The organism is Methylomonas lenta, assembly GCF_001644015.1.
In the GTDB taxonomy this organism is placed as follows: domain Bacteria; phylum Pseudomonadota; class Gammaproteobacteria; order Methylococcales; family Methylomonadaceae; genus Methylomonas; species Methylomonas lenta.
The window spans coordinates 42,355-63,949 of record NZ_LUUI01000066.1; the positions used below are offsets into that span (position 1 = coordinate 42,355).

At 50.5% G+C, this 21,595-nt stretch carries 21 protein-coding genes; 3 read left to right on the top strand and 18 right to left on the bottom strand.

The window, feature by feature from the left end; all coding sequences use genetic code 11:
* The first annotated feature begins 3 nt into the window (after positions 1-3).
* The gene (locus A1359_RS04480) at positions 4-2,580 is read left to right on the top strand and encodes an arylsulfatase (protein ID WP_198159273.1); all 2,577 of its coding nucleotides are present in this window, start codon (positions 4-6) and stop codon (positions 2,578-2,580) included.
* Between the two features lie 200 nt (positions 2,581-2,780).
* Here the strand turns inward: A1359_RS04480 and A1359_RS04485 are convergent, their stop codons facing one another.
* From A1359_RS04485 to A1359_RS04530, 10 genes are all read right to left on the bottom strand, one after another.
* The gene (locus tag A1359_RS04485; RefSeq protein ID WP_066978610.1) at positions 2,781-4,004 is read right to left on the bottom strand and encodes a glucose-1-phosphate adenylyltransferase; all 1,224 of its coding nucleotides are present in this window, start codon (positions 4,002-4,004) and stop codon (positions 2,781-2,783) included.
* 77 nt (positions 4,005-4,081) lie between these two features.
* Entirely contained in the window at positions 4,082-4,429 is a 348-nt protein-coding gene (locus A1359_RS04490; protein ID WP_083960495.1) for a cupin domain-containing protein, read from the bottom strand.
* Between the two features lie 79 nt (positions 4,430-4,508).
* Positions 4,509-4,679, bottom strand: a complete 171-nt coding sequence (locus A1359_RS04495; RefSeq protein WP_066978613.1) for a rubredoxin — start codon at positions 4,677-4,679, stop codon at positions 4,509-4,511.
* A 99-nt stretch (positions 4,680-4,778) separates the two neighbouring features.
* Positions 4,779-5,360, bottom strand: a complete 582-nt coding sequence (locus tag A1359_RS04500; RefSeq protein WP_066978616.1) for a uracil-DNA glycosylase family protein — start codon at positions 5,358-5,360, stop codon at positions 4,779-4,781.
* Positions 5,361-5,516: 156 nt separating this feature from the next.
* A complete protein-coding gene (locus tag A1359_RS04505; protein WP_066978618.1) occupies positions 5,517-5,885 on the bottom strand; it encodes a DUF488 domain-containing protein in 369 nt (122 codons plus the stop codon).
* 53 nt (positions 5,886-5,938) lie between these two features.
* On the bottom strand, positions 5,939-6,268 hold the full coding sequence (locus A1359_RS04510) for a cupin domain-containing protein (RefSeq protein WP_066978621.1): 330 nt from the start codon (positions 6,266-6,268) through the stop codon (positions 5,939-5,941).
* Positions 6,269-6,362: 94 nt separating this feature from the next.
* On the bottom strand, positions 6,363-8,660 hold the full coding sequence (locus A1359_RS04515) for a nitric-oxide reductase large subunit (RefSeq protein WP_066978625.1): 2,298 nt from the start codon (positions 8,658-8,660) through the stop codon (positions 6,363-6,365).
* A 16-nt stretch (positions 8,661-8,676) separates the two neighbouring features.
* Positions 8,677-9,399, bottom strand: coding sequence for a ferredoxin--NADP reductase (locus tag A1359_RS04520; protein WP_066978627.1), 723 nt, complete (start codon positions 9,397-9,399; stop codon positions 8,677-8,679).
* Positions 9,400-9,459: 60 nt separating this feature from the next.
* Entirely contained in the window at positions 9,460-10,440 is a 981-nt protein-coding gene (locus tag A1359_RS04525) for an FAD-binding oxidoreductase (RefSeq protein WP_066978630.1), read from the bottom strand.
* Positions 10,441-10,471: 31 nt separating this feature from the next.
* On the bottom strand, positions 10,472-10,846 hold the full coding sequence (locus tag A1359_RS04530; RefSeq protein ID WP_066978633.1) for a group I truncated hemoglobin: 375 nt from the start codon (positions 10,844-10,846) through the stop codon (positions 10,472-10,474).
* Between the two features lie 192 nt (positions 10,847-11,038).
* Between A1359_RS04530 and A1359_RS04535 the strand changes: the two genes are divergently transcribed.
* Positions 11,039-11,491 carry an RrF2 family transcriptional regulator gene (locus A1359_RS04535; protein WP_066978636.1) on the top strand — a complete coding sequence of 151 codons (453 nt, stop codon included), beginning with the start codon at positions 11,039-11,041 and terminating at the stop codon, positions 11,489-11,491.
* Here the strand turns inward: A1359_RS04535 and A1359_RS04540 are convergent.
* From A1359_RS04540 to A1359_RS04555, 4 genes are read right to left on the bottom strand one after another with little or no spacing between them, the layout of a single operon-like run.
* Positions 11,465-12,655, bottom strand: a complete 1,191-nt coding sequence (locus A1359_RS04540) for an efflux RND transporter periplasmic adaptor subunit (protein WP_066978639.1) — start codon at positions 12,653-12,655, stop codon at positions 11,465-11,467. The two genes, A1359_RS04535 and A1359_RS04540, sit on opposite strands and share 27 nt — an antisense overlap.
* Positions 12,645-14,108 carry an efflux transporter outer membrane subunit gene (locus tag A1359_RS04545; RefSeq protein ID WP_083960496.1) on the bottom strand — a complete coding sequence of 488 codons (1,464 nt, stop codon included), beginning with the start codon at positions 14,106-14,108 and terminating at the stop codon, positions 12,645-12,647. The genes A1359_RS04540 and A1359_RS04545 overlap by 11 nt, the downstream gene beginning before the upstream one ends.
* The gene (locus A1359_RS04550; RefSeq protein ID WP_066978642.1) at positions 14,108-15,688 is read right to left on the bottom strand and encodes a DHA2 family efflux MFS transporter permease subunit; all 1,581 of its coding nucleotides are present in this window, start codon (positions 15,686-15,688) and stop codon (positions 14,108-14,110) included. The genes A1359_RS04545 and A1359_RS04550 overlap by 1 nt, the downstream gene beginning before the upstream one ends.
* A gap of 40 nt (positions 15,689-15,728) precedes the next feature.
* Entirely contained in the window at positions 15,729-16,589 is an 861-nt protein-coding gene (locus A1359_RS04555) for a hypothetical protein (RefSeq protein WP_066978645.1), read from the bottom strand.
* A gap of 142 nt (positions 16,590-16,731) precedes the next feature.
* Here A1359_RS04555 and A1359_RS04560 point away from each other — a divergent pair, with 142 nt between their 5' ends.
* Positions 16,732-17,604 carry a LysR family transcriptional regulator gene (locus tag A1359_RS04560; RefSeq protein ID WP_066978648.1) on the top strand — a complete coding sequence of 291 codons (873 nt, stop codon included), beginning with the start codon at positions 16,732-16,734 and terminating at the stop codon, positions 17,602-17,604.
* Positions 17,605-18,349: 745 nt separating this feature from the next.
* Here A1359_RS04560 and A1359_RS23055 read toward each other — a convergent pair.
* The 4 genes from A1359_RS23055 to A1359_RS23420 form a co-directional block, all read right to left on the bottom strand.
* Complete coding sequence (locus A1359_RS23055) at positions 18,350-18,658, bottom strand: CsbD family protein (protein WP_232322110.1); 309 nt, start codon at positions 18,656-18,658, stop codon at positions 18,350-18,352.
* 98 nt (positions 18,659-18,756) lie between these two features.
* Positions 18,757-18,930 (bottom strand): CsbD family protein, encoded by a 174-nt coding sequence (locus A1359_RS04570; protein WP_066978651.1) that lies wholly within the window; start codon positions 18,928-18,930, stop codon positions 18,757-18,759.
* 303 nt (positions 18,931-19,233) lie between these two features.
* Positions 19,234-21,420: a sensor domain-containing protein gene (locus tag A1359_RS04575; RefSeq protein WP_066978654.1), complete on the bottom strand. Its 2,187-nt coding sequence runs from the start codon at positions 21,418-21,420 to the stop codon at positions 19,234-19,236.
* Positions 21,410-21,595: a PAS domain-containing protein gene (locus A1359_RS23420; RefSeq protein WP_332310063.1), complete on the bottom strand. Its 186-nt coding sequence runs from the start codon at positions 21,593-21,595 to the stop codon at positions 21,410-21,412. The genes A1359_RS04575 and A1359_RS23420 overlap by 11 nt, the downstream gene beginning before the upstream one ends.

The following is a 21,595-nucleotide window of genomic DNA, read 5'->3' on the forward strand; positions in this document are numbered from 1 at the left end:
CTCATGAAACAAAAACGACTCAGTTATATGCTGATTGTTTTGTCGGTTTTGACGTTCGCACTGGTTACACCCCAAGTGCATGCGGAGAAGTCACAAACCAAAGCCAGTAAAACTACTAGCAAAAAAACCCAGAAACCAACCAGTGCTTTGGAAATCACCGGTATCCTGGGCTCGCCTAGCGCCACCACCACCATCAACGGTAACCAACTTCCAGCGCCTGAACCGAAATTCGCCGGCGTTATCAACAATGACGCTCTGACTTCGAAACCCTGGTGGGCCCCACGTATTGTGCCGCCCAAGCAAGCACCCAACGTGCTGCTGATCATCACCGATGACGCCGGCTTTGGCGTGCCCAGTACTTTTGGTGGCGTCATTCCGACCCCCGCTATGGATCGGATCGCAAATAACGGTCTGCGCTACAACAATATTCACTCTACCGCGCTGTGCTCACCGACCCGTGCCGCGCTGATTACCGGTCGGAACCATCACTCGGCCGGTTTTGGGGTAATTTCAGAACAATCCACCGGTTTCCCCGGCTATAACAGTATCATCGCCGAGGATAAAGCCACTATCGGGCGGATTTTGCTTGATAACGGTTACGCCACTTCCTGGTTCGGCAAGGATCACAACACACCGGCGTTTGCTGCCAGTCAGGTTGGGCCTTTCAATCAATGGCCGACCGGCATGGGTTTTGAGTATTTCTACGGTTTTGTCGGTGGCGATTCTAACCAGTGGCAACCCAATCTATTTCGCAACACCACTCAGATCTATCCGTTCGAAGGCAAGCCAGAGTGGAATCTGATTACAGGCATGGCTGATGATGCGATTGATTACCTGAATCGCATCAATCAAACGATGCCGGATAAGCCCTTTTTCCTCAAATACGCGCCAGGTGCTACGCATGCACCGCATCATCCAACCAAGGAGTGGGTAGAAAAGATTAGCAAGCTGCATCTGTTCGATCAAGGCTGGAATAAACTGCGTGAACAAATCTTCGAAAACCAGAAAAAGCTTGGCGTAATTCCGCAGGATACCCAATTGGAGGTTTGGCCGACGTCTGTCCTGAAAAACTGGGATGATTTGACTGCCGAGGAGCAAAAGCTCTATATCAAACAAGTGGAAGTGTTTGCCGCCTTTGCCGCTTACAGCGATCATGAGATCGGACGTGTCATTCAAGCTGTCGAGGACATGGGTAAGCTTGATAACACGTTGATTATATACATCAACGGCGACAACGGCACCAGCGCCGAAGGTGGTCCGCTAGGCACACCCAACGAGGTTGCATTCTTCAATGGTGTCGCTGTGCCGGTGGCAGATCAAATGAAATGGTATGACGTCTGGGGTACCGAGCAAACCTACAACCACATGTCGGCGGGTTGGTCTTGGGCTTTTGATACCCCGTTCACCTGGTTCAAGCAGAACGCATCCAAACTGGGCGGCATTCGCCAGAACATGGCGGTCTCATGGCCGGCACGTATCAAGGATAAAGGTGGTTTGCGTGAACAGTTCATGCATATAATTGACGTCGTGCCGACTATCCTTGAAGCCAGCGGCATCAAAGCCCCAGAGATGGTTGATGGCATCAAACAGGCACCGATCGAGGGTACCAGTTTTGCCTACACCTTCGACGCAAAAAATGCCAAGGAAGCTTCAAAGCACAAAACCCAGTATTTCGAGATGATGGGGCAATGGGCGCTGTATCACGAGGGCTGGTTACTGAGTACCAAGGTAAATCGCGCGCCGTGGGAGGCCTTTGGGGCCGCCAACCCCGACCCGCTCAACAACCAGGTGCTTGAACTCTACGACCTCAACACTGACTTCAGCCAGTCCAAGAACATAGCCGACCAGCATCCGGACAAAGTTAAACAAATGAAAAAGATGTTTATCGCCGAGGCTAAGAAATATCAGGTCTTCCCGATGGATGCCTCTGTGGCTGTCCGCGTCGTCGCTCCGCGTCCGAATATTACCGCCGGTCGCAGCGAGTTCGTTTATACCTATCCTATGGTCGGTCTGCCGCAGGGCGATTCGCCCTTCCTGCTCAACAGTTCCTACACCATCACGGCCGATATCGACGTCCCAGAAGGTGGTGCTGAAGGTATGATTCTGACCTCAGGTGGACGTTTTGCTGGCTATGGTTTTTACCTGCTGAAGGGTAAGCCTGTGTTTCTGTGGAATTTGATTGATCTGAAACGCATCAAGTGGGAAGGTCCCGATGCGCTAACGCCCGGAAAACACAGTTTGGAGTTCGACTTCAAATATGACGGTCTAGGTGTTGGTACACTTGCCTTCAACAACATGAGCGGGCTAGGCCGTCCTGGCACCGGCACGCTAAAAGTGGATGGCAAAGTGGTCGCCACTGAAACCATGCCACACACACTACCGATGATTCTGCAATGGGATGAGAGCTTCGACATCGGCTCCGACACGCTGACCGGCGTAAACGATGCCGACTACAAGCCGCCATTCGCCCTCACAGCCAAGCTTAACAAGCTGACGCTCAAAGTGGATCGCCCCCAATTGTCGCCCGAGGACATTAAGAAACTCGAAGCGGCGATGCGCGACAACAAGGCTAGCGAATAACATCGTTTCATTGGCAATATCCGTAGACCGTTCCGCATTGGGAGCGGTCTACGATTTCACCTCCCCCATAAAAAGCGCGGCAAAGAGGCTGGCAAACGGCTTTGTTCCAAAATTGGCTGTCAACGCAGGCCAGCCTTTTCCCTCTTCTGCTCGTACTCAATGATGCAAATCAGCCCCTCTGGACACACCTTGCGTGGCAGTCAATACACTCGGATTTGCCCTCGCCTACCTTTAGGTACGACTACAATTCCGGATGGGCTAATATGATAGTGTTCCCGATCAGCTGCAGGGTGATAGCCGATCACCGTGTCTGGTTCAATGAAATTATATCGACCAATGATGGCACGCCGAAGCCTGGAACCTCGGCTTATGACGCAGTAATCCATAATGATGCAGTCTTCTATATCGACATCGGGTTCTATCATGACCTCGTGTCGGATCACCGAATTACGAATATTGCCGCCATTGACCACGCTTCCTCCGCCAATAATACAGTTTCGAATTTCACCACTAATGATTCTGGCTTCCGGCCCGAAATAATGATCCGAATAAATAGGCCAATCGGGATTGAATGTATCGAACCGCGGCTGCAATCCAAGCAGATCCATATGAGCCGCATGATAGGACTCAAAGTTGCCGACATCGCGCCAATACGCCGGTTCTTCATACGCTTTGACGCCCGATATGCGGTTAGCGGTGAAATCATAAGTACAGACCTTGTGCGTGCGCATCAACTTGGGTAGTACATCATGGCCGAAATCTTTTTCTCCTCCGGCATGCGCTTCCTCCAAAGCATCAATCAGCACCTGGGTTTTAAACAGGTAGTTACCCATTGAGGAAAGACAGTGTTGCGGATCGCCGGGAATAGGCTGGGGTTGCGCGGGTTTTTCCTGAAAATCAATGATTCGCGACGAATTGTCCGGCGTGATGATGCCAAAGTTGTGTCCCTGAGCTAGAGGCACGGGCAAGGCTGCCACCGTCATATCGGCCTGGTGATCCAGGTGAAATTGAACCATTTGGCTAATGTCCATCCGATAGATGTGATCGGCGCCGAAGACCGCCACTATGTCGGGACGGTGATGCTCTATCAACCCCAGGTTCTGATAGACCGCGTCAGCAGTACCCTGGAACCAGTCCGGACCGCCGCGCATCTGGGGCGGAACCACCGTCACAAAATGGTCCGCAATGATATTCGAAACCGACCATGCGCGTCGTACGTGCTCTATCAATGATTGAGATTTGTACTGAACCAGCAAATAAATTGAGTGGATTTCGGAATTAACCAGATTGCTCAGTACAAAATCGACGAGACGGTAACGCCCGCCGAAGGGAACTGCCGGTTTTGATCGTTCTGCCGTGAGTGGGTTCAGGCGAGTGCCTTCGCCGCCAGCCAATACGATCGCCAGCACTTTTGGGATAGCCATTTTGCCCTCCGATTCTAAAGTCAAATCCGCTTAAACTGAAATACATCGTCAGCTCTCTGTATATTGGTGATCACGATTCAGGATCGAATCATGGTTAGGATCATCTTGAATTGCGTCAGCGCCTTAAGGCTGTGCGGCTGCTGCGCGGGTATCAGAATAATATCCCCGCCATTTAAGTGATTCGGTTTGCCTGCAATACTGACTTCCACTTCGCCTTCGAGCACCTGCACCAGGGCATCGAATGGGGCCGTATGTTCGCTCAGGCCTTCGCCTTCGTCGAAGGCGAAGATAGTCACAGTACCCGTTTGCTTTTTGACAATTTCATGACTGACAACTGAGTCTTCCTGGTAGTTCACCAAGCCGGCGGCACTGATGATTTCGGCGCCGCTGATTCCTTTGGGTTTACGTGTATTTTCTGCTTGCATAATTTTTTCCAATCTGATTTTACCAAACGGGCAGACGCTCGATCTTAGCGACACCTATTATCATGAATAAAGTAATGGCTTATTCCATCAGTCTAAAGAAATCCTTAGGTGCGCCGCAGATCGGGCAGCACCAGTCATTCGGCATGTCGGCCCACAGGGTGCCGGGCGCAAGACCGCTATCGGGATCGCCCTTGGCTTCATCGTAGATATGCTCGCATTCTCTGCACTGATATTTTTTAAAATCGGACATGCTGTTTCTCCTGGGTGGATTAGTGAATAAAAGCAGCTTAGATGCTGCTGTGCAAGGCCATACCTTGGAAGCCTATAAGACAAAAGGTTAACATCGTCTTCATCTTTCAAGTACCTCGCTTACTCGCCGCTTAAGCATAGGGAGTAAGGTCTTTTCGAACCACGGATTGCGGCTCAGCCAAATATTGTTTCGTGGACTCGGATGTGGCAGAGGGATTATTTTCGGCCAATAAGATTGCCAGCTACGAACGGTCTCGGTCAACGACGCGCGTACGTCGTTGATGTGATACGCCTGTGCATACTGTCCAACAACCAGCGTAACGTCAACATGGCGCAGGTAATCGAGAAGTCGGCCGCGCCATGCCTCCGCGCATTCAGGCCGTGGCGGCAGGTCGCCGTGTTTACCCGTACCTGGAAAACAAAAACCTATCGGCAAAATGGCGATTTGTTGTGCGTCGTAAAAGACCTCGCGCGTCACCCCCATCCACTCACGCAAACGATCACCGCTGGCATCATCGAAAGGTATTCCTGATTCATGCACTTTTCTTCCGGGTGCCTGGCTGGCAATCAATACACGAGCTTGCGGGTGCATTTGCAAAACGGGCCGCACGCCATGCGGTAAATGAGCCGCGCAAATAGAGCAGTCAGCTACTTCGGCTAGCAACGAGGCAAATGAATTCATGGGCTGACTTGCCTAATCACGGACGCACAAGCAATCTTGTCTCGGGGCGAAGTTCGCGGGTAGTCAAAGCACAGATTATAGGCTGCCAGTGCTTTGAGCTGTTCGGTACTGCTGCCTGCATCTCTCGCCTGTACGGGTACATTGATCTTCCTCTCGCTAACGGAAAAGCCAGTCATTTTCCTGAATCACCAGCGCCTGGTTATGTGCTTCGTCCTTTGCTGCATAGACGAGTGTCACGATGCCCTTGTCCAGCTCTTGCTTTAACAGCTGAATTTGCGCCTGATTACCCTTGAGCTCATCCAGATAGCGGGCCTTAAACTCATGCCACCTGGCAGGATCATGATCAAACCATTTCCGCAGCTCCGTACTGGGAGCAATGTCTTTTAACCACAGATCGATGCAGGCTTTTTCCTTGGTCAAACCGCGCGGCCAAAGCCTATCCACCAGGATGCGCCGGCCGTCATGCTTGTCAGCTTGGTCGTATACCCTTTTAATCCTGAATCGATAATGTTCTGGCTGTTGCATGATGGTATAGAGCAGCGTTATTTGAATAATTTGTCCGGCATGGCAATAACGGTTTAGGCTTTAAAGATGATAGTGAGTAACACCACAGAATCCAGCACAGCTTTCACGGCATGCGGTTCGTCCGGCATTAAATAAACGAGCTGGCCAGGTGTTAATGATTGGGTTGTCTGCATGGCTACAAACTCAATTTTTCCGCTTATGCAATGAACCACGATAGGCCCTGAAACTTTGTGATCTGCAAATTCTTTACCCGCCGCAAGAGCCAGGCGGACAAGTTCCATGTCATTTGTTTTCATAATGACTTTTGATTTTTCATTCGGGACGTCTTCTGCCCAAGTTGCCAGGTCAACAACTTCATTGGATGATGCGTGATGTGTAGCCATGACTCTTTCCTCATACGTTTAAACTTATCAAACACAAGCTAACAATCCGGCGACAAAAAAAGTCGCTACTTTCCCAAACTAATTTTTACCAATTTCAAGCCTGCTCAAGCTGTCGATGCACATCCAGCCAAGCTTTGATGGATGCTATGAGCAACGGTACGGCACCCAATAGAATAAATACCAAGTCACCGGGCAGTCTTAGCCATTCGATCAGGCGTGATCTTTCACTGCCGATGTAGTCAAGGCTGCGCGCATGCCAATAACCGTGCTGAACAACATCCCAGACCTGCAACACGCCACCGGGGAACAAACTCATGATTAACATCAGAGCCAGACCGACGTTACTGCCCCAAAACCCGAGCTTAACGTATTTCTCGATATCGACCCAGTGCGTATCACTGCTGGTCTGGCGCAACACAAATACCATTAAAGCCAACGCCAGCATGCCAAATACACCCATCATCGCAGCATGACCATGGTTAGGCGTCAACTGGGTGCCGACCTCATAGTAGCTGACGATAGGCAGGTTGATCAGAAAACCGAAAATGCCGGCGCCGACGAAGTTCCAGAAGCCGACAGCCATCAAAAAATAGAAGGTCCATTTATGCGGTATGGCGACTGATTTGCCGCAAACGTCGCAATCAGCCCGTGTGGTGCGGACAAAATCCCAGGCGTCCAGGGTTAGCAGTGTCAGCGGCACCACTTCCAGTACCGAGACCATGGCCGACATCGCCATGTTGACACTACTTTGGCCGGTAAAATACCAGTGATGGCCGGTGCCGATCAGGCCGCCGGCGAAATATAAAATGGCATCGAGGTAAATCACGCGTAGCGCAACATTAAGCCGGGTAAGTCCCAGTTGATAAAACAGCAGTGCCACCAATGTGGTGGCGAAGAATTCAAAGAAACCTTCGACCCATAGATGAATGATCCAAAAACGCCAGGTATCGACCACAGTGAAGTTAGTCTTGGCGCCATAAAAGACTGCCGGTATGTAGAACAGCGGAATGGCCAGGGAAGCCAATAGAAACAGTCTTATCAAAGGTAAGGCCACTGGCTCACACAAGGATTTCGGCTGCACTAATTTTAATAAAAGCGTAAACCAAACTAATAGACCGACGATCAATAAGTACTGCCACAGCCGGCCGAGTTCAAGGTATTCCCAACCCTGATTGCCGAACCAGAACCACCATTGACCCAGCATTTGAGAAATCCCCACCCACTCGCCTATCAGGCTGCCGCCTATGACCACGACGAAAGCAGCGAATAGCAGATTTACCCAGCCGGCCAACCAGCGCGGTTCATCCTTGCGTAGCGATCGGCCGAGAAACAAGGCCGCGGCGACAAAGGCGGTGGCGATCCAGAAAACGGCTAGTTGCAGATGCCAGGTACGCGTCAGATTGCTGGGAAATATGGCCTCCAGTTCAAAGCCGTAAAAACTGCCGGGATCGGCGCGATAGTGTGCCGTTGCACCGCCCAACAAAGTCTGGGCAAGAAAAAGCAGTGCGACCACCACGAAAAATTTCACCAGTGCTAGCTGGCCGGCACTGGCTTGACCAGGCAGCAGATGGGGATGTACATGCTGTCCGCTGCTAATCCAACCCAGATAATCGAATTTGCCAAACATCAACAGTACGATGCCAATGCCGGCCAGCAATACGATAAGACTCAATGCACTCCACAACAGTGCGCCGGGAACGGCGGTATTACCGACACTTGGGTCATACGGGAAATTGTTGGTATAGGAATAATTTTCATCGGGACGATTGGTTACCGAGGCCCAAGCTGTCCAGGTAACGAAGGCGGTAAACCGCTGTAATTCATTGGGATCGCTAATCAGGCCGCGCTGGAGCCCACCGTTACGTTCGGGGTTCAGAAAATAATCCGTCCAGTAAGCAATCTGCTTATGGTAAGCGGTTGTCTCCGCTTGAGTCAGACGCAGGGTTGCCTTGGCGGCATCATAATGATTGGTTTTTAGTTCGACTGCTGTTTGCGCATACACTGCCGCTAGCTGCCCGGATGTCAGTGCAAGCAGTGGCTGTTGGTATTGTTGCTGCGCAATGGCCGTGGCGGTATCTTCGCCGATACGGTGCAATGCCTCGGCCGAATAATCCGGCCCCAGATATGCACCATGGCCCCAGATACTGCCGTTATTCATCAATCCGTATTTAAGGAAGATAGCCTGGCCCTCGCTGATGTCATCGCCGCTAAACAAGAGCACACCTTGCGCATCAAGCACCTGCGTGGGAATCGGCGGAGCGTTGTGATAGGCCAGTGATGTGATGGCGATTAGTCCGGCAAAGCCCAGCACCATCACAATCAACACCGTGCGTAGCCACCAGGGAGAAAGTGCGGAATCCACTGTCGTTATGGGATGTGTGGCAACATTCATGGCGTTTAAGCCCTGATCAGTAACCTGAGAACTCTTCCGTGCGGATGTTGTCTTCGTCGACGCCCGCTGCGCTGAGCATGTCACGCATCGCCTTTACCATCGGTGCTGGTCCGTCTATGTAAAAAATGGGTAGCGTCAGATCATCGATGAACTTCAGCAGCATGGCTTTATTGATAAACCCGGTTTCGCCATGCCACTCGCGACTGGACTTTTCCATCTCGGCCATGGTGCCGACAAAGGTATAGTTTGGGTTGCTGGCGTGCGCCACGGACAAATCGTCCAGAAAGGCAGCATCTTCCGGTCTTCGATTCGCATAAAAAACCAGGATTCGGTGCGGCACCTGATCATGCACGGCTTGCAGCACTATGCTTCTGACCGGCGTGACGCCTATGCCGCCGGTCAGATAAACAGCCGGCACACTGGCTTTATTGTGCAGGGTGAACGAACCATAAGGCCCATCCAGCATTACCTCGGTACCGGGCTGCATTTTTTTTAATACCCGCTTGAACGCCGTATCGCGCATACGGGCGGCAAAAATAAGCTCGTCTTCGTAAGGGGCGCTGGCAAACGAAAACGCTCGTGTGTCGCCTTCGGCATCGGTTTCCGCTGGATTTATCAGCGTCAGGTTGCCGAATTGACCTGCTTTGAAGCTTAATCCGGCAGGTTTTTCAAAATGAAACGCCATGGTTCCTTCAGCAATTTCGCGGTTGAACTTTAGTTTGACGGTGTATTTGGACATGGCGAACTCCCCTTGCTTTTGTTAATAAAGCGCACAAATATAGCCGCAAGCACAAACGCTCTAGAGCGGCTGACTGACATTGAACGCATCGGCATAGATATTCTTCATCGCAGCGCCCGCCAGAAAAGCTTTTCTTTTCGTGATCCGCACCATTTCCGGATGCCCGCACAAAAACATGCGCCAGTTCTTTAAACTGGGAATTTGCTCAAAGGCAATATCGTGAGCACGCCCTGACGCATAGCCTGCTGGGACATCGTCCCCGGAAAGGCAGGGTATGTAATTAAAATTCGCATAGTGCGCCATCAGCTCGCGTAATTCTGCAGACAAATATAGTCCATTCAGGTCGCGACTGCCGTGAAACAAATAAATGGGACCGGTATGACCCTGGCTCAGCGCATCACGAATGATACCGTACAGCGGCGCAAGCCCCGAGCCCGTGCCGATTAACATCATGCTTTGTGCATGATCGCCGGGTATGTAAAAACAATCTCCGCCAGGGCCGCGAAGCTCGACGGTTTGGCCGGGGCGAAGCTCATCATGTATCCAGCCGCTGACACGCCCCTGCGGCAAACGCCGCACATGCAAATGCAGGTGATCATCCTGATGCGGCACGCTGGCGAGCGAATAACTGCGACCCAGGGTTTGATGTTGAAACAGGTTAATGAATTGCCCTGCCCGGTAATCAAGCTGGGCATGAGATTCCAGCTCGACATGCATGATGTCAGCATTAAGCAGGCGCAAACTTTTCACGGTTGCCGGAATCACTGCCTGCGCATCGGCATCGTCCGGTAATGCCACCTCTAAATCAGTATCCGGATAGCACACGCAAGGCAGAAAATAGTTCTGCAGCCTGAGGCTGTCTTTTAGACCTTGTTGTGATGCTTCCGTAGGGGTGCCGCCCGTCGCGCGCATCAGGCAAGTCTGACAGACACCGCTGCGACAGGAAAAAGGCAGGGCCACACCGCGATGGGTTAAACAATCTAGAACAGACTGGTTTTCTTCCAAGTCATAGTTGTCTTTTGCGTAACGAATAATTGCCATAGCGGCGGCCCCCCATTAACAAATTGAACGATTAACGACTCAACACATCGTTGCGTGTGCTTTCGGCGATGGCGGCTACCTGCGCGATCAGCTCTTCCTTGACGCCTAATTCGCGCAAGGTGGCGCCTAGATCTTCGATCACGGCATCGACATGCGAGTCGTTCAAGCCGCGTGCGACCAGATGAGCATGGCCTTTGCGCATATCCAAACCGGTATAATTGTGTGGTCCGCCGAAAGCCATGGTCAGGAAGGCTTTTTGTTTAGCGGCTTGTTTCTCCATGTCCACATCGTCAAAGAAGGCATTGATACGCTCATCGCTTAGTACTTTGCGATAAAAAATATCAACGGCGGCATTAACAGCGGCTTCGCCGCCTATTTGTTCGTACAAGGATTCTTGTTGTGACATTTTCGCTCCAAATAGTAAAAAGACATTTAAGATGCACCTTAAATGAACAGCTAATGCCTTGAGGGCTTAATCTTCTGCTCAAGTAATATACATCTGAAATGCATCTTATGGCTTGATTACAAACTCGTCAACCCCTATATCATGTTTTTTAAGGTACACACAAAAACAAGCAAACTTAAAGGAGTATTAAAAATGCAACTTACGCAATTTACGGATTTATCATTGCGCTTATTAATTTATCTTGCGCGCTTGCCGGAGCCGGGAATGGCCACCATTGCCGAGATTGCCGACTATCATCAAATTTCCCGCAATCACTTGGTAAAAGTGGCAAATAGCTTGGCCAACCAAGGTTTCATCATCTCGACTCGAGGCAAGGGCGGCGGCATCCAACTGGCCAGACCCGCCTATACCATCGGCGTTGGCGACGTCGTGCGGCAGACCGAGCAAAACATGAATCTGGTCGAATGTTTCGATCTGCCTAATAATGAATGCCGCCTGATCCGCAACTGCTTCCTCAAAGCCACGCTATATGAAGCGCAGCGGGCATTTATGGCGGTACTGGACAAATACACCTTGGCGGATGCGGCCAGTTTAGGTGGCAACACGGGTTTTCCTTCTCTACCCATCGACACCTCCACCACCTGAATCAGCCATCCGCTTATTCGATGCAATAATCTGCTGGATACGTTGCTCGACGCCGTCTAACTCATGCTGGTAAATTCCGGTTCGATAGGCGTCGCCGGCAACGCTGACGTTAGACGCCAATAAAGGCCAACCTGCATCTCTGATGTTGATACGCGTGACAGTCGATAGCCCGGGCTGCAACGGATTCTCCTCCAGCTCTTCGGGATTCAAGCCTATCCGCACCTGTACCCGTTCGGCTACATGAATAAAGTTGCCGGTGGCATTATCGGTCGGCAATAAGGCAAAGGTGCTGCCGGTGCCGGGCGAAATACCTTGCACGATGCCGTGATAGATCAAGTCGTTACCGTAAGCATCGACTCTAATGTCAGCCGTCTGTCCGGGGCGAATGTCGGCTACCTGGGTTTCCAGAAAGTTAGCGTCCACCCACAGGTCGTCCAGAGGCACAATCGCCAGCAGCGGCACACCGGGCTTAACGCTGTCGCCCACCTCGACTTTGCGTTTAGCGACATAACCCGATACCGGCGCTACGATGTTGCGACGCTGAAAATTCAAAAACGCCGCGCGTACCCGGCTTTTAGCCTTTTCGGTTGCAGGATGGTTGTCGATGGGGATGCCGGCTATTTGCGCTTCGACACTATTTTTTTCAGCCTGGTTTTCCCTTATGACCGCTTCCAGCTCGCGAATTTTATCCTGCGTGTTTTGTACTTGCTGATCGGAAACCGCGCCGTCATGTGCCGCCGCCTTAAAACGATCAAGGTCATGCCTAACCTGATTCAGCGCCGCTTGTTTGGCAATGATGCGCTGTTTCAGGGTGTCGACCTTAGCCGTCAAACTCACCAGATTACGCACGATTTCGCCTAATTCGGCTTCAGCTTCTTGCAAGGCAATTTGCGCATGCACGCCGTCCAGCCTGACCAACACTTCGCCTTTTTGCGCATACTGGGTATTTTCGGTCAAAATCTCGATCACAATCCCGTCAGTTTGCGCCTTCAACGGAATCAGATGCCCCATTACAAAGGCATCGTCAGTGCTCACGCGATCCTGGTTAAGCGTCCACCAATAGACGACATACATTAAGCCGACCCACACGGCAAATAAGGTTACTCGCTTTAGTCGACGATTGCGGTGATGCAGAATTTCTTTTGGGCGAATTTTAGTTTGCATAGCTGAGTTTTTGATTGTCCGCCTGAATGTCGTGAAAGCCGCCACCTAGCGCTTTAATGGTTTGCACTGCGACTTTAAAATACTGACCTTGCAATGCAGCCAATCGCAAGCCTTGCTGATGCGCTTCCAGGTTAGCCAGCATTAGGTCGCTGCGATCGCTGAGTCCGTTACGATTAAGACTGACGGCAAGACCTTTAGCGTCGTCGGCATCGGCAACACTTTGCATTTGTGCGGCCATGCGGCTATCAATTTCCCGCCATCGCGTCAGAGCATCGGCTACGTCCTGAACCGCATGCAACAGACTGGCGTTATAACGTTCCACCGCAGCATCATAAGTCGCTTCCTGATAGCTCAAATTGGCGCGCAAGCGCCCGCCTTCAAAGATAGGAAATTCGATCGAAGGCCCCACCGCATAAGCCAGACTGGAGCCCTGCAACAGCACGTCGGTCAGACTGACGCTGTGCAAACCCGTGAACGCGATCAAGTTAACGTCGGGATAGAAGGCAGTTTCCGCGACTTTGATTTCCTGCGCGGCGGCTTGCGCCTGCAAGCGTGCAGCGCTGACATCAGGCCGGTGCGCTAAAAGCCTTAATGGCAAATCGGCCGGTAACGCCAAAGGCTTTGGTAATACAACGCTTGTGATCTCAATGCTGCGCCCCCAGTCAGGCCCCTGCCCGGCCAGCGTAGCCAACAGATTTTTATTTAATTCCACCTCGGCACGTATACTGGCAAGCAGTTGCTGCGCGCCATGCAGCGCCATCTTGGCTTGCAGCACCAGCGTCTCGGTGACCAAGCCGGTCGTCAAACGGACTTGCTGCAGATTTAGCAGCGCTTCCCTGTCGGCGACGATGCTTTCGGCAATCGCCTGTTTTTCGCTGGCCATTACCAGATCGAAATAACTAGCCGCTATCGCGGTTGCCAGCAATAACTTAACATCGGCCAGTTCGGTTTCCACGGCTAACGACCTACCCACGGCCGCTTCCAAGGCGGCCTGGTCACGCCCCCAAAAATCCAGGTGATAGCGTAGAACCAGGGGATTGATCAGCAATTGGCGAAAATTTTCTCCGGCGAATTTGGCCTGAGTGCTGTTGGCTGAAAAACGCTGCGCACTGAAGCTGACATTGGCATCAACCGTGGGATACAGCTCTGCCGCTTGCCCATCTACCATGGCTTGCGATTGCCGTAACCGCGCGGCGGCGGCCTTGAAATCAGGATTGTCCGCCAAAGCCGTTGTGATTAATCGATTCAATGCCGGCATGTTAAAGCTCTGCCACCAGTTGGCTTGCGGCCATGCGGCATTGGTTGACTTGGCATCCGCCAGTGTCTGTGACATGGCTGGTACAGCCATCATTTCGGCCCGCTGGGTCTCATCCCCGAACCAGGCGCAACCCGATACGAAACTGAGTATGGTGACTAAAAAAATTAGGACTCGATAGCGCATAACTGTTGCCATTACAGATCCTCCACCAGCATTTCTTGGGATTCCCGGCGTTGTTCCTGTTTTAGCGTACGTCTGGCGGATAGCTTGGTGGGATTAGCAAACCAAACCAGAATCGCTAACCCGACAAACAAACAGCTGGCCAGCCAAAACGCATCATTCATGGCGTGAATTACCGAGTTGCGACCAGCCAGCTTGGCCAATTTGGCAACGGCGGTCGATTCGGTAAAGCCCGCCGACATCAGGGTATCCAGCGTTTGTTCAAGTCTGGCATCATAAATCGTATGCGACTCGGCAAATCGGGTCGTATGCACGGGCGCGCGCTGATAAATCACAATGCCTTGCAAGGAAATGCCCATGGCGCCGGCGGCAATACGCAATAGACTGGCCAACTCCACCGCGCGCCAGGTTCGTTCCGGCGGCAAGCCATGCATTAACAAGGCGGTCACGGGCACAAAGAAACTGCCCAGACAAGCCCCTTCCAGAACTTTGGGCCAGAATAGTTGCGCAAAAGCATCATGACCATCGAAATGGCTCAGCCAAAAATAGATGGCGGCAAAACCCAGGCAATTAAGCGAAACCAACCAACGGGCATCGAAGTATTTGATTACTTCATGAAACACGCTGGCGACCGGCTTGGCAAAAATCGCCATCGGTAAAAACACCAACCCCGCCAACAACGACGAATAGCCCATTGCTAATTGCAACTGCACAATCAACATGGATAACAAGCCCTGAAACATCAGAAAACCCAGGAACAAAATGATCACGCCTATGGTGAAATTTCGTTGGGCAAATAAGCAGATGTCCAGAAAGGGTCGACGCTGGCTGAATTCCCAGATCACCCAATAAATCAGCGTCAGCAGCACGAAAATAATCAGACCGACGATATACAAGGAGTTAGTCCAATCCCAGTCGTTGCCTTGATTGAGCACCGTTTGTATGCCGAAAAATACTAGCGAAATCAGCACGAACCCTACAACATCAAAACGATGGCGGATACGGGTAATGCCTCGTTGACAAAGCAGATAACCGACAATGCCGCCAATGGCCAGAGCCAGCGGAATATTCAGCCAGAATAACCAGCGCCAACCCAGCGTGTCGGCTATCCAGCCACCTATGGGCTGGGCGAAGGTGAACGGCGTCAGGGTAAATACGCTCCACACCCCGATGCCGATGGATTTTTGTTGCTCCGGATATTCCTTGATCAGCAAGGATTGCCCCAATGGCAGGGTTAAGCCGCCAGCAAACCCTAGTACGATGCGCCCGGCTAAGTAAACATAAAACGAGGTAGCGATCGCACAGATAACCGAGGCCAGCGCAAACACAAAAAATGCAGCCACAAACGGACGATATTCACCTAGTCGCCGCGACAACCAGCCGCCCACCGGAAAAGCCAATGCCAGCCCTATCATGTAATCCGTCTGGGTCCAGGTGGCGAAGCTAGGCGGGATGCCCAGGCCCGCCGCAACCCGCGGCAGCATAGCGATATAGGCGCCGGCATTAAATATCACCAACACATGGCTTAAGCCTAAACAGAGGTTGAATAAAATAAAGCGCCATCCTTGCAGCTTTTGTTCTTCGCTGTTAGCCATAGTCTATTCACTCACGTCGTGGTGTCATTAACCCTGCCTATCAAAGCTGCCAGCCAAACTCATGCAAGCCTTGTTTTAACAGCTGCGAACTCATTTGCGCTATACGCTGTTTAAAGGTTTCGCTATCCCGATTAAGATTGGTTTCTCCCACATTCTCGGTGGTATACGCTTTTACCCGGGTGCGAGCTATCACCTGTCCTGTGTGTGGATCGATCAACTTCATCAGTACTTGCAGCGACGTCTGGCCGGCAAAGATTCGATAGCTGCCCAATCCCAGTTCCAGTACCGCATCAATACCGGCATACGATTGATAATCGGCAGTAGCCGTATTTTGTCCATACCATGCCAAAGTCGCATCATGCCAATGGCTTAAATGAGCATTTCGGTCTGCGTCGTCCAGCGGCAAGCTACAGTAATAGCGACTCAATATAGACTTAATATTCTGCTGGGTCAATTGCGTTAAAGCCTGTTGAGCAAGACCCAATGTGGGTGTCCATATTGGATTGGAACCGATTGCCGGACGTAGCGGCACTGGCTCATCCTGGATGCTAACTTCCACGGCATCGTCGCTTTGTATGACCAAACCGGCAACCATGACATCTCCGGAGGTTTTATAGAGCTTTTGTTCCAGCGGAAAATCGATAGCCATGTTGTGATAATTTCCGTACGCCGGGATACGATCTTCAATTGGATCTGGCGTGATTTCCAGTGGAGGAGATTCGAGCGGAACAATCAGGATGGTATTGAGTTTACTAATGTCGGAAATTGGCGGTTTAATACCAGGCGCCCAGCAGCCACTGACCAGAAAGGCCAGCGCAAGAACAAGGCTTAGATTGATTGAGCGGGCGCTGAATAAACCCCAGCCATTTGTATTAAAACTGATATCAGATGATGTTTTCATTCGTCTGTACTCCCACAAAAAGTTGCACATCACAGCTAGTCAAATTCGCGACTGTGGTTTTAAACAACTATAGGAATTCAGTTGATATAAGACAAACGATTTATATTGGACTTTAATATCGATAAATCCGATACTAAACCATATGGACATTGATCAGATCAAAACTTTTCTAAGCGTCGCCGCCAACGGCAGCTTTCTGGAAGCCGCCAGTAGGCTGTATGTCACACAATCGACAGTCAGTACTCGCATACAGCGCCTGGAAGCGTATATGGGCGTTAGCTTATTTGTGCGCAATCGTTCCGGCGCTAGCTTGACGCTGCCGGGACGGCGCTTTTTACGTCACGCCAAAACATTGTTGTTAACCCTGGAACAAGCACGCCACGACATTGGCTTACCCAGCCGTTATCGTGCCAGCGTTACCATCGGTGCACGTATTGCCATATGGGAAACCTTGTTACCGGAATGGATAGGCATCATACGCAGCCAAGTAGCGGACGTTTCAATACGTAGCGAAATCGGTTTTGAAGAAGATTTAATGCGCGGGGCAATCGAAGGTTCGATAGATATAAGCATGATGTATACACCGCAACACAATCCCGGACTGAAGGTCGAACATTTATTTGATGAAACCTTGGTATTGTTGACCACCGACCCGGAAAAATCCTGGCCTAATGACGATTACATCTACGTCGATTGGGGGCCGGGGTTCTACGCCCAACACAGCAATGCTTATCCCAATCTGGAACGCCCGCCCCAGGTCGTCAATATTGGCTGGCTAGCCGTGCAATTAGTGATCAGCAATGGCGGTTCCTGCTTTTTGCCTATTCGCATCGCCGCACCACTGATCAAAGATCACAAACTATTTCATATACCTGATAGCCCGCAATTCAAATTACCCGCCTATATGGTATCGCCACTTGATAGCGATTCGACTATACTTCAGCAGATTTTGGATAATTTAAGATCTTTAGCCGCAATCGAGCGGCAAAAAAATTATGGTCAATGGTCTGCATAAATGCATACTGTATTAGCCTGCTAATTGATATTATGGCTTGCAGTTGAAACTGCTGACTCGCATTCATCATTGTTTTGATCTTGAGGCTAGAACTAAAAAATTGCCATAATTAAAGCTAGACAGTATTGAACTAACGGTTATAATTAAATCGAATCGCTACCATTGTGCGGTTTTGTTTTTAAAACCGTTGCGAGGTCATTATGCGAAACACCATTCTCACTTTCACGCTTCTAATCTTAAGCCTGCCTGCTTTCGCTCAATCCCCCATGATTGCGGCTCATCGGCCTAACCTCATCAAATCATCGTTGGTACCGCTTGGTGATTTACCCACCCAAACCGATGATTTAGGGACTGCTTTGACCGTCTGCTTATTGATAGTCGGAGTGTATTTTTTATACTGGTTGAAGCAAAAAACATGAGATAGCCACTATTCGGCAGAACATAAACTTTCAAACAGCAACACACTATATTCTGAGAATTATGACGACCGGCTTCCGTGTTGTTTTCTCAGCAATAGGCCAGTCTGATCATCAGCGGTATGTTTGATGTTCATCTTCAGTAACAAAGCTAATAGCAGGGACTAATCGTCCCGTGCCGATTACATTAGCTAAGGTGAATTATTGGGCGGCTTTAACATGAGTTACGTCTACTTTGGCGGATTTTTTCGCCAAAGTAGCGTGTCCCTGTTTACAACCCTGCTGCACTAAGCCTGTAGCCTACTGCACGGATCAGTAGCGTGTGTTTTTTATTCTTTTTTAATGTCTTGTTTGAGATCACCGTACCCCGACTGGATTTTGCCAACATTCTTTTGGATATTACCCTCGATCTCCATCCCCTTGTCATCCAGTAATACACCAGTTGCTTCCTTGACTTTTCCTTTGACTTCTTCAACACGACCTTCAACTTGATCTTTATTCACGGGTGCCTCCTGATTTTCAGCGATGATTACATGGCCTTGCGCTAAATGACTTTCCGCCGCATATACACCAAAAGAGCAGAAGGTTAGGACGATGCAAGCCCATAAACCGGTGAGTTTCATAATGGTCAGTTTCACGAGTATTTCCTCTAAAATTTTTAACAGGGTTTATTGCGACTGGCCGTGCGGTAATAGTCTTTAGACTTAACTGCACGGATCAGCAATGCTAGATTTGATTATTCCTTTTCAATATCCTGCTTGAGATCACCCAAGCCCGATTGAACTTTACCGATGTTCTTCTGGATATTGCCTTCGATTTCCATCCCCTTGTCATCCAGAATTACGCCAGCGGCTTCTTTGACTTTTCCTTTGACTTCTTCGACACGGCCTTTCACTTGATCTTTGTTCATAAATATCTCCTGATGTGTTGGCCATGACCCAATTAGCCATGCCCAAAGCGAGGAATGCTGTTTCCAAACGCTCAAATGAAACGATACCTGCAAAATTGAACTGAGTCGGTGCGGTAGCGTACATAGCTTAAAAGCTAGGCCCGCAGATCAAAGCTTTCCGATAGCTGCATTTCAGATAAGCTCGAAATCTATCGGGAGTGTCTCTCGGTTTGCCAGGCTATCCAGTCCGGGCGGCATTGATGAATTTAAGTTTTTGAAATACTTTTATAAAAAAAGTCGCTTGAACTGCCCAGCTTTTGTCAGTTAGAACAACTTCTCGAATGCCTTGGCTGTCAACGGTTTCGAAAACAGATAACCTTGGCCGTAATCGCAGCCGGCTTTCAGCAACAAATCTCGTTGTTCTACAGTTTCCACGCCTTCCGCAATCACTTTCATACCTAGCACATGCGCCATCACGATAATAGCTTCACATAAGGCCATATCGGTTGAACCAGCACTTAGATTGGAAACGAAGTTCTGGTCTATCTTCAAAAAATCTATCTGATATTTTTTCAGATAAGACAGCGATGAATAGCCAGTACCAAAGTCATCCAGCGAGGTCTGCATGCCGGCGTCTTTAAATGCCAACAATTTATCGGAAACGATGCTGGAGGCATCCAGCAATAGCCCTTCGGTAATTTCCACCGCAATACAGCCACCCGGCAACCCCAGTCGCTGTAAATGCTCGAACCAATCGGCCAGCTTGTGTCCGATATTATGAAATTGCGCCGGCGATTTGTTGATGCTGATCTGAAACTGGTCATGATGATGAATGCGCCAGTTCGAAACCTGTTCGGCTACCTGATGAAACACCCAGGCGCCTAACTCGGTAATCAAGCCGGTTTCTTCGGCGATGGGGATGAATTCAGCCGGGCTCACCAGACCGCGGGTTGGATGTTGCCAGCGTATCAACGCTTCGGCTTTGCGGATTTCGCCAGTCGCCAAGTTCACAATCGGTTGATAAGCCACCCAGATTTGCTGATCGATCAGGGCGTGGCGCAAGTCATTGGTGAGCCGCAAGCGACTTTCTGACGCCTGCTGCATCGTCGGCGTGAAATAACAAAACCGGCTGCGTCCCAGTTTTTTGGCGGTATACATGGCCTGATCGGCCTTCTTGAGTAATTCTTCCAGAGTGTTGGCATCGTCGGGGTACAAGGCAATCCCAATACTCACAGAAACATAGCACCGTTCGTCCTGCAGTTGAAATGGCGTCATCATGGCTAGTAAAATGGCTTGTGCCACCCGATTGACGCTATTTAATTCATGCAGTTCACCCATTATCAGGGTGAACTCATCGCCGCCCGGTCGTGCCAAGGTATCGGTTTCACGGATGCAGTTCAGCAGCCGTTGGCTGGTTTCTTGCAGCAAGCGATCGCCCATATCGTGTCCCAGGGTATCGTTGATATCCTTGAAATGATCCAAATCCAGAAACATCAACGCTAGCTTTTGCTGGCCACGATGGGATTTGTTGATGGCTTGTTGCAGGCGATCCAGAAACAGACGCCGATTCGGCAGCCCGGTGAGCGGATCGATATTGGCCTGTTTGCGTATAATTTCTTCGGTTCGTCGGTATTCGGTGATGTCGGAAAACATCGCTACCCGTCGGATCGCTTGGCCGGCATTGTCATACACGGGACTAATGACTAAACGCGCTAGATAATCATCGCCCTGTTTACGCCGGCTCCATAGTTCGCCTTGCCATTGGCCGGTTTTATTCAAGGAATTCCAGATGTCGCAAAAAAAAGCCTGATCCTGACGATCGGACTTAAGCATTGCAGTCGATTGCCCCATGACGTCTGCGCTTGCATAACCGGTCAATTTGCTGAAAGCAGGATTAACCGCCACAATTCGGTTATCGGTATCGGCCACCACTATAGCCTCTTCAATCGCCATATAAATGGTCGCCGCCAATTGCAGCTCATGCTGGTTACGCTTGTGCTCACTAATATCCACCATAGCCACCAGACAGCTGTTACGGCTGGAATCGGCCGTGGCCTCGACAGCCATCCAGCTGGATTTACCATCAAAGCTCAGCATAATCTCGCAACGCTGTGACCCTGCATGGGCAAACACGTTTCCCAAATAACGCTTAAACACAGACCGATATTTGGTAGCGACGAAATCAGCAAATTGTCGTCCGGTTATCTTGAGCCGGTCAATACCCAACAAACGCTCACCCTTAAAGTTTGTTTGATGAATCTTACCGTCTTCGCCTAAGCTAAAGTATGCAATCGGGGCGAAATCGAACAGCTCGGCATAGCGATCCAAGGCTTGCTCGGCGGTGGTTCGCGCTTCTTGCAAGGCCTCGTTTTGCATCTCCAATTCGATCTGATGCACTTGTAACTCGTGCAACAGTCGTTGATGCGATTCGGGCGAGTCTCCGGATGGCGTTTCGGCGAGTTGACGCTCGGCACGCTGGCGTAATTCCTCAATCTTGCTGTCAGTATCCATGGGTACTCCTTAATTTGGCTTCCAGTTGCTTGGTTGCGGAAATATCGATAAAGGTAATTACTGCGCCATCGATTAAATTGTCCCGGGCTTGGTAGGGCATGATCCTCACCTTGAACCAACGCTCGTCACTTGCCCTGAGCTGCTTTTGCACGAACACCAGTGTGCTCAAAACCAC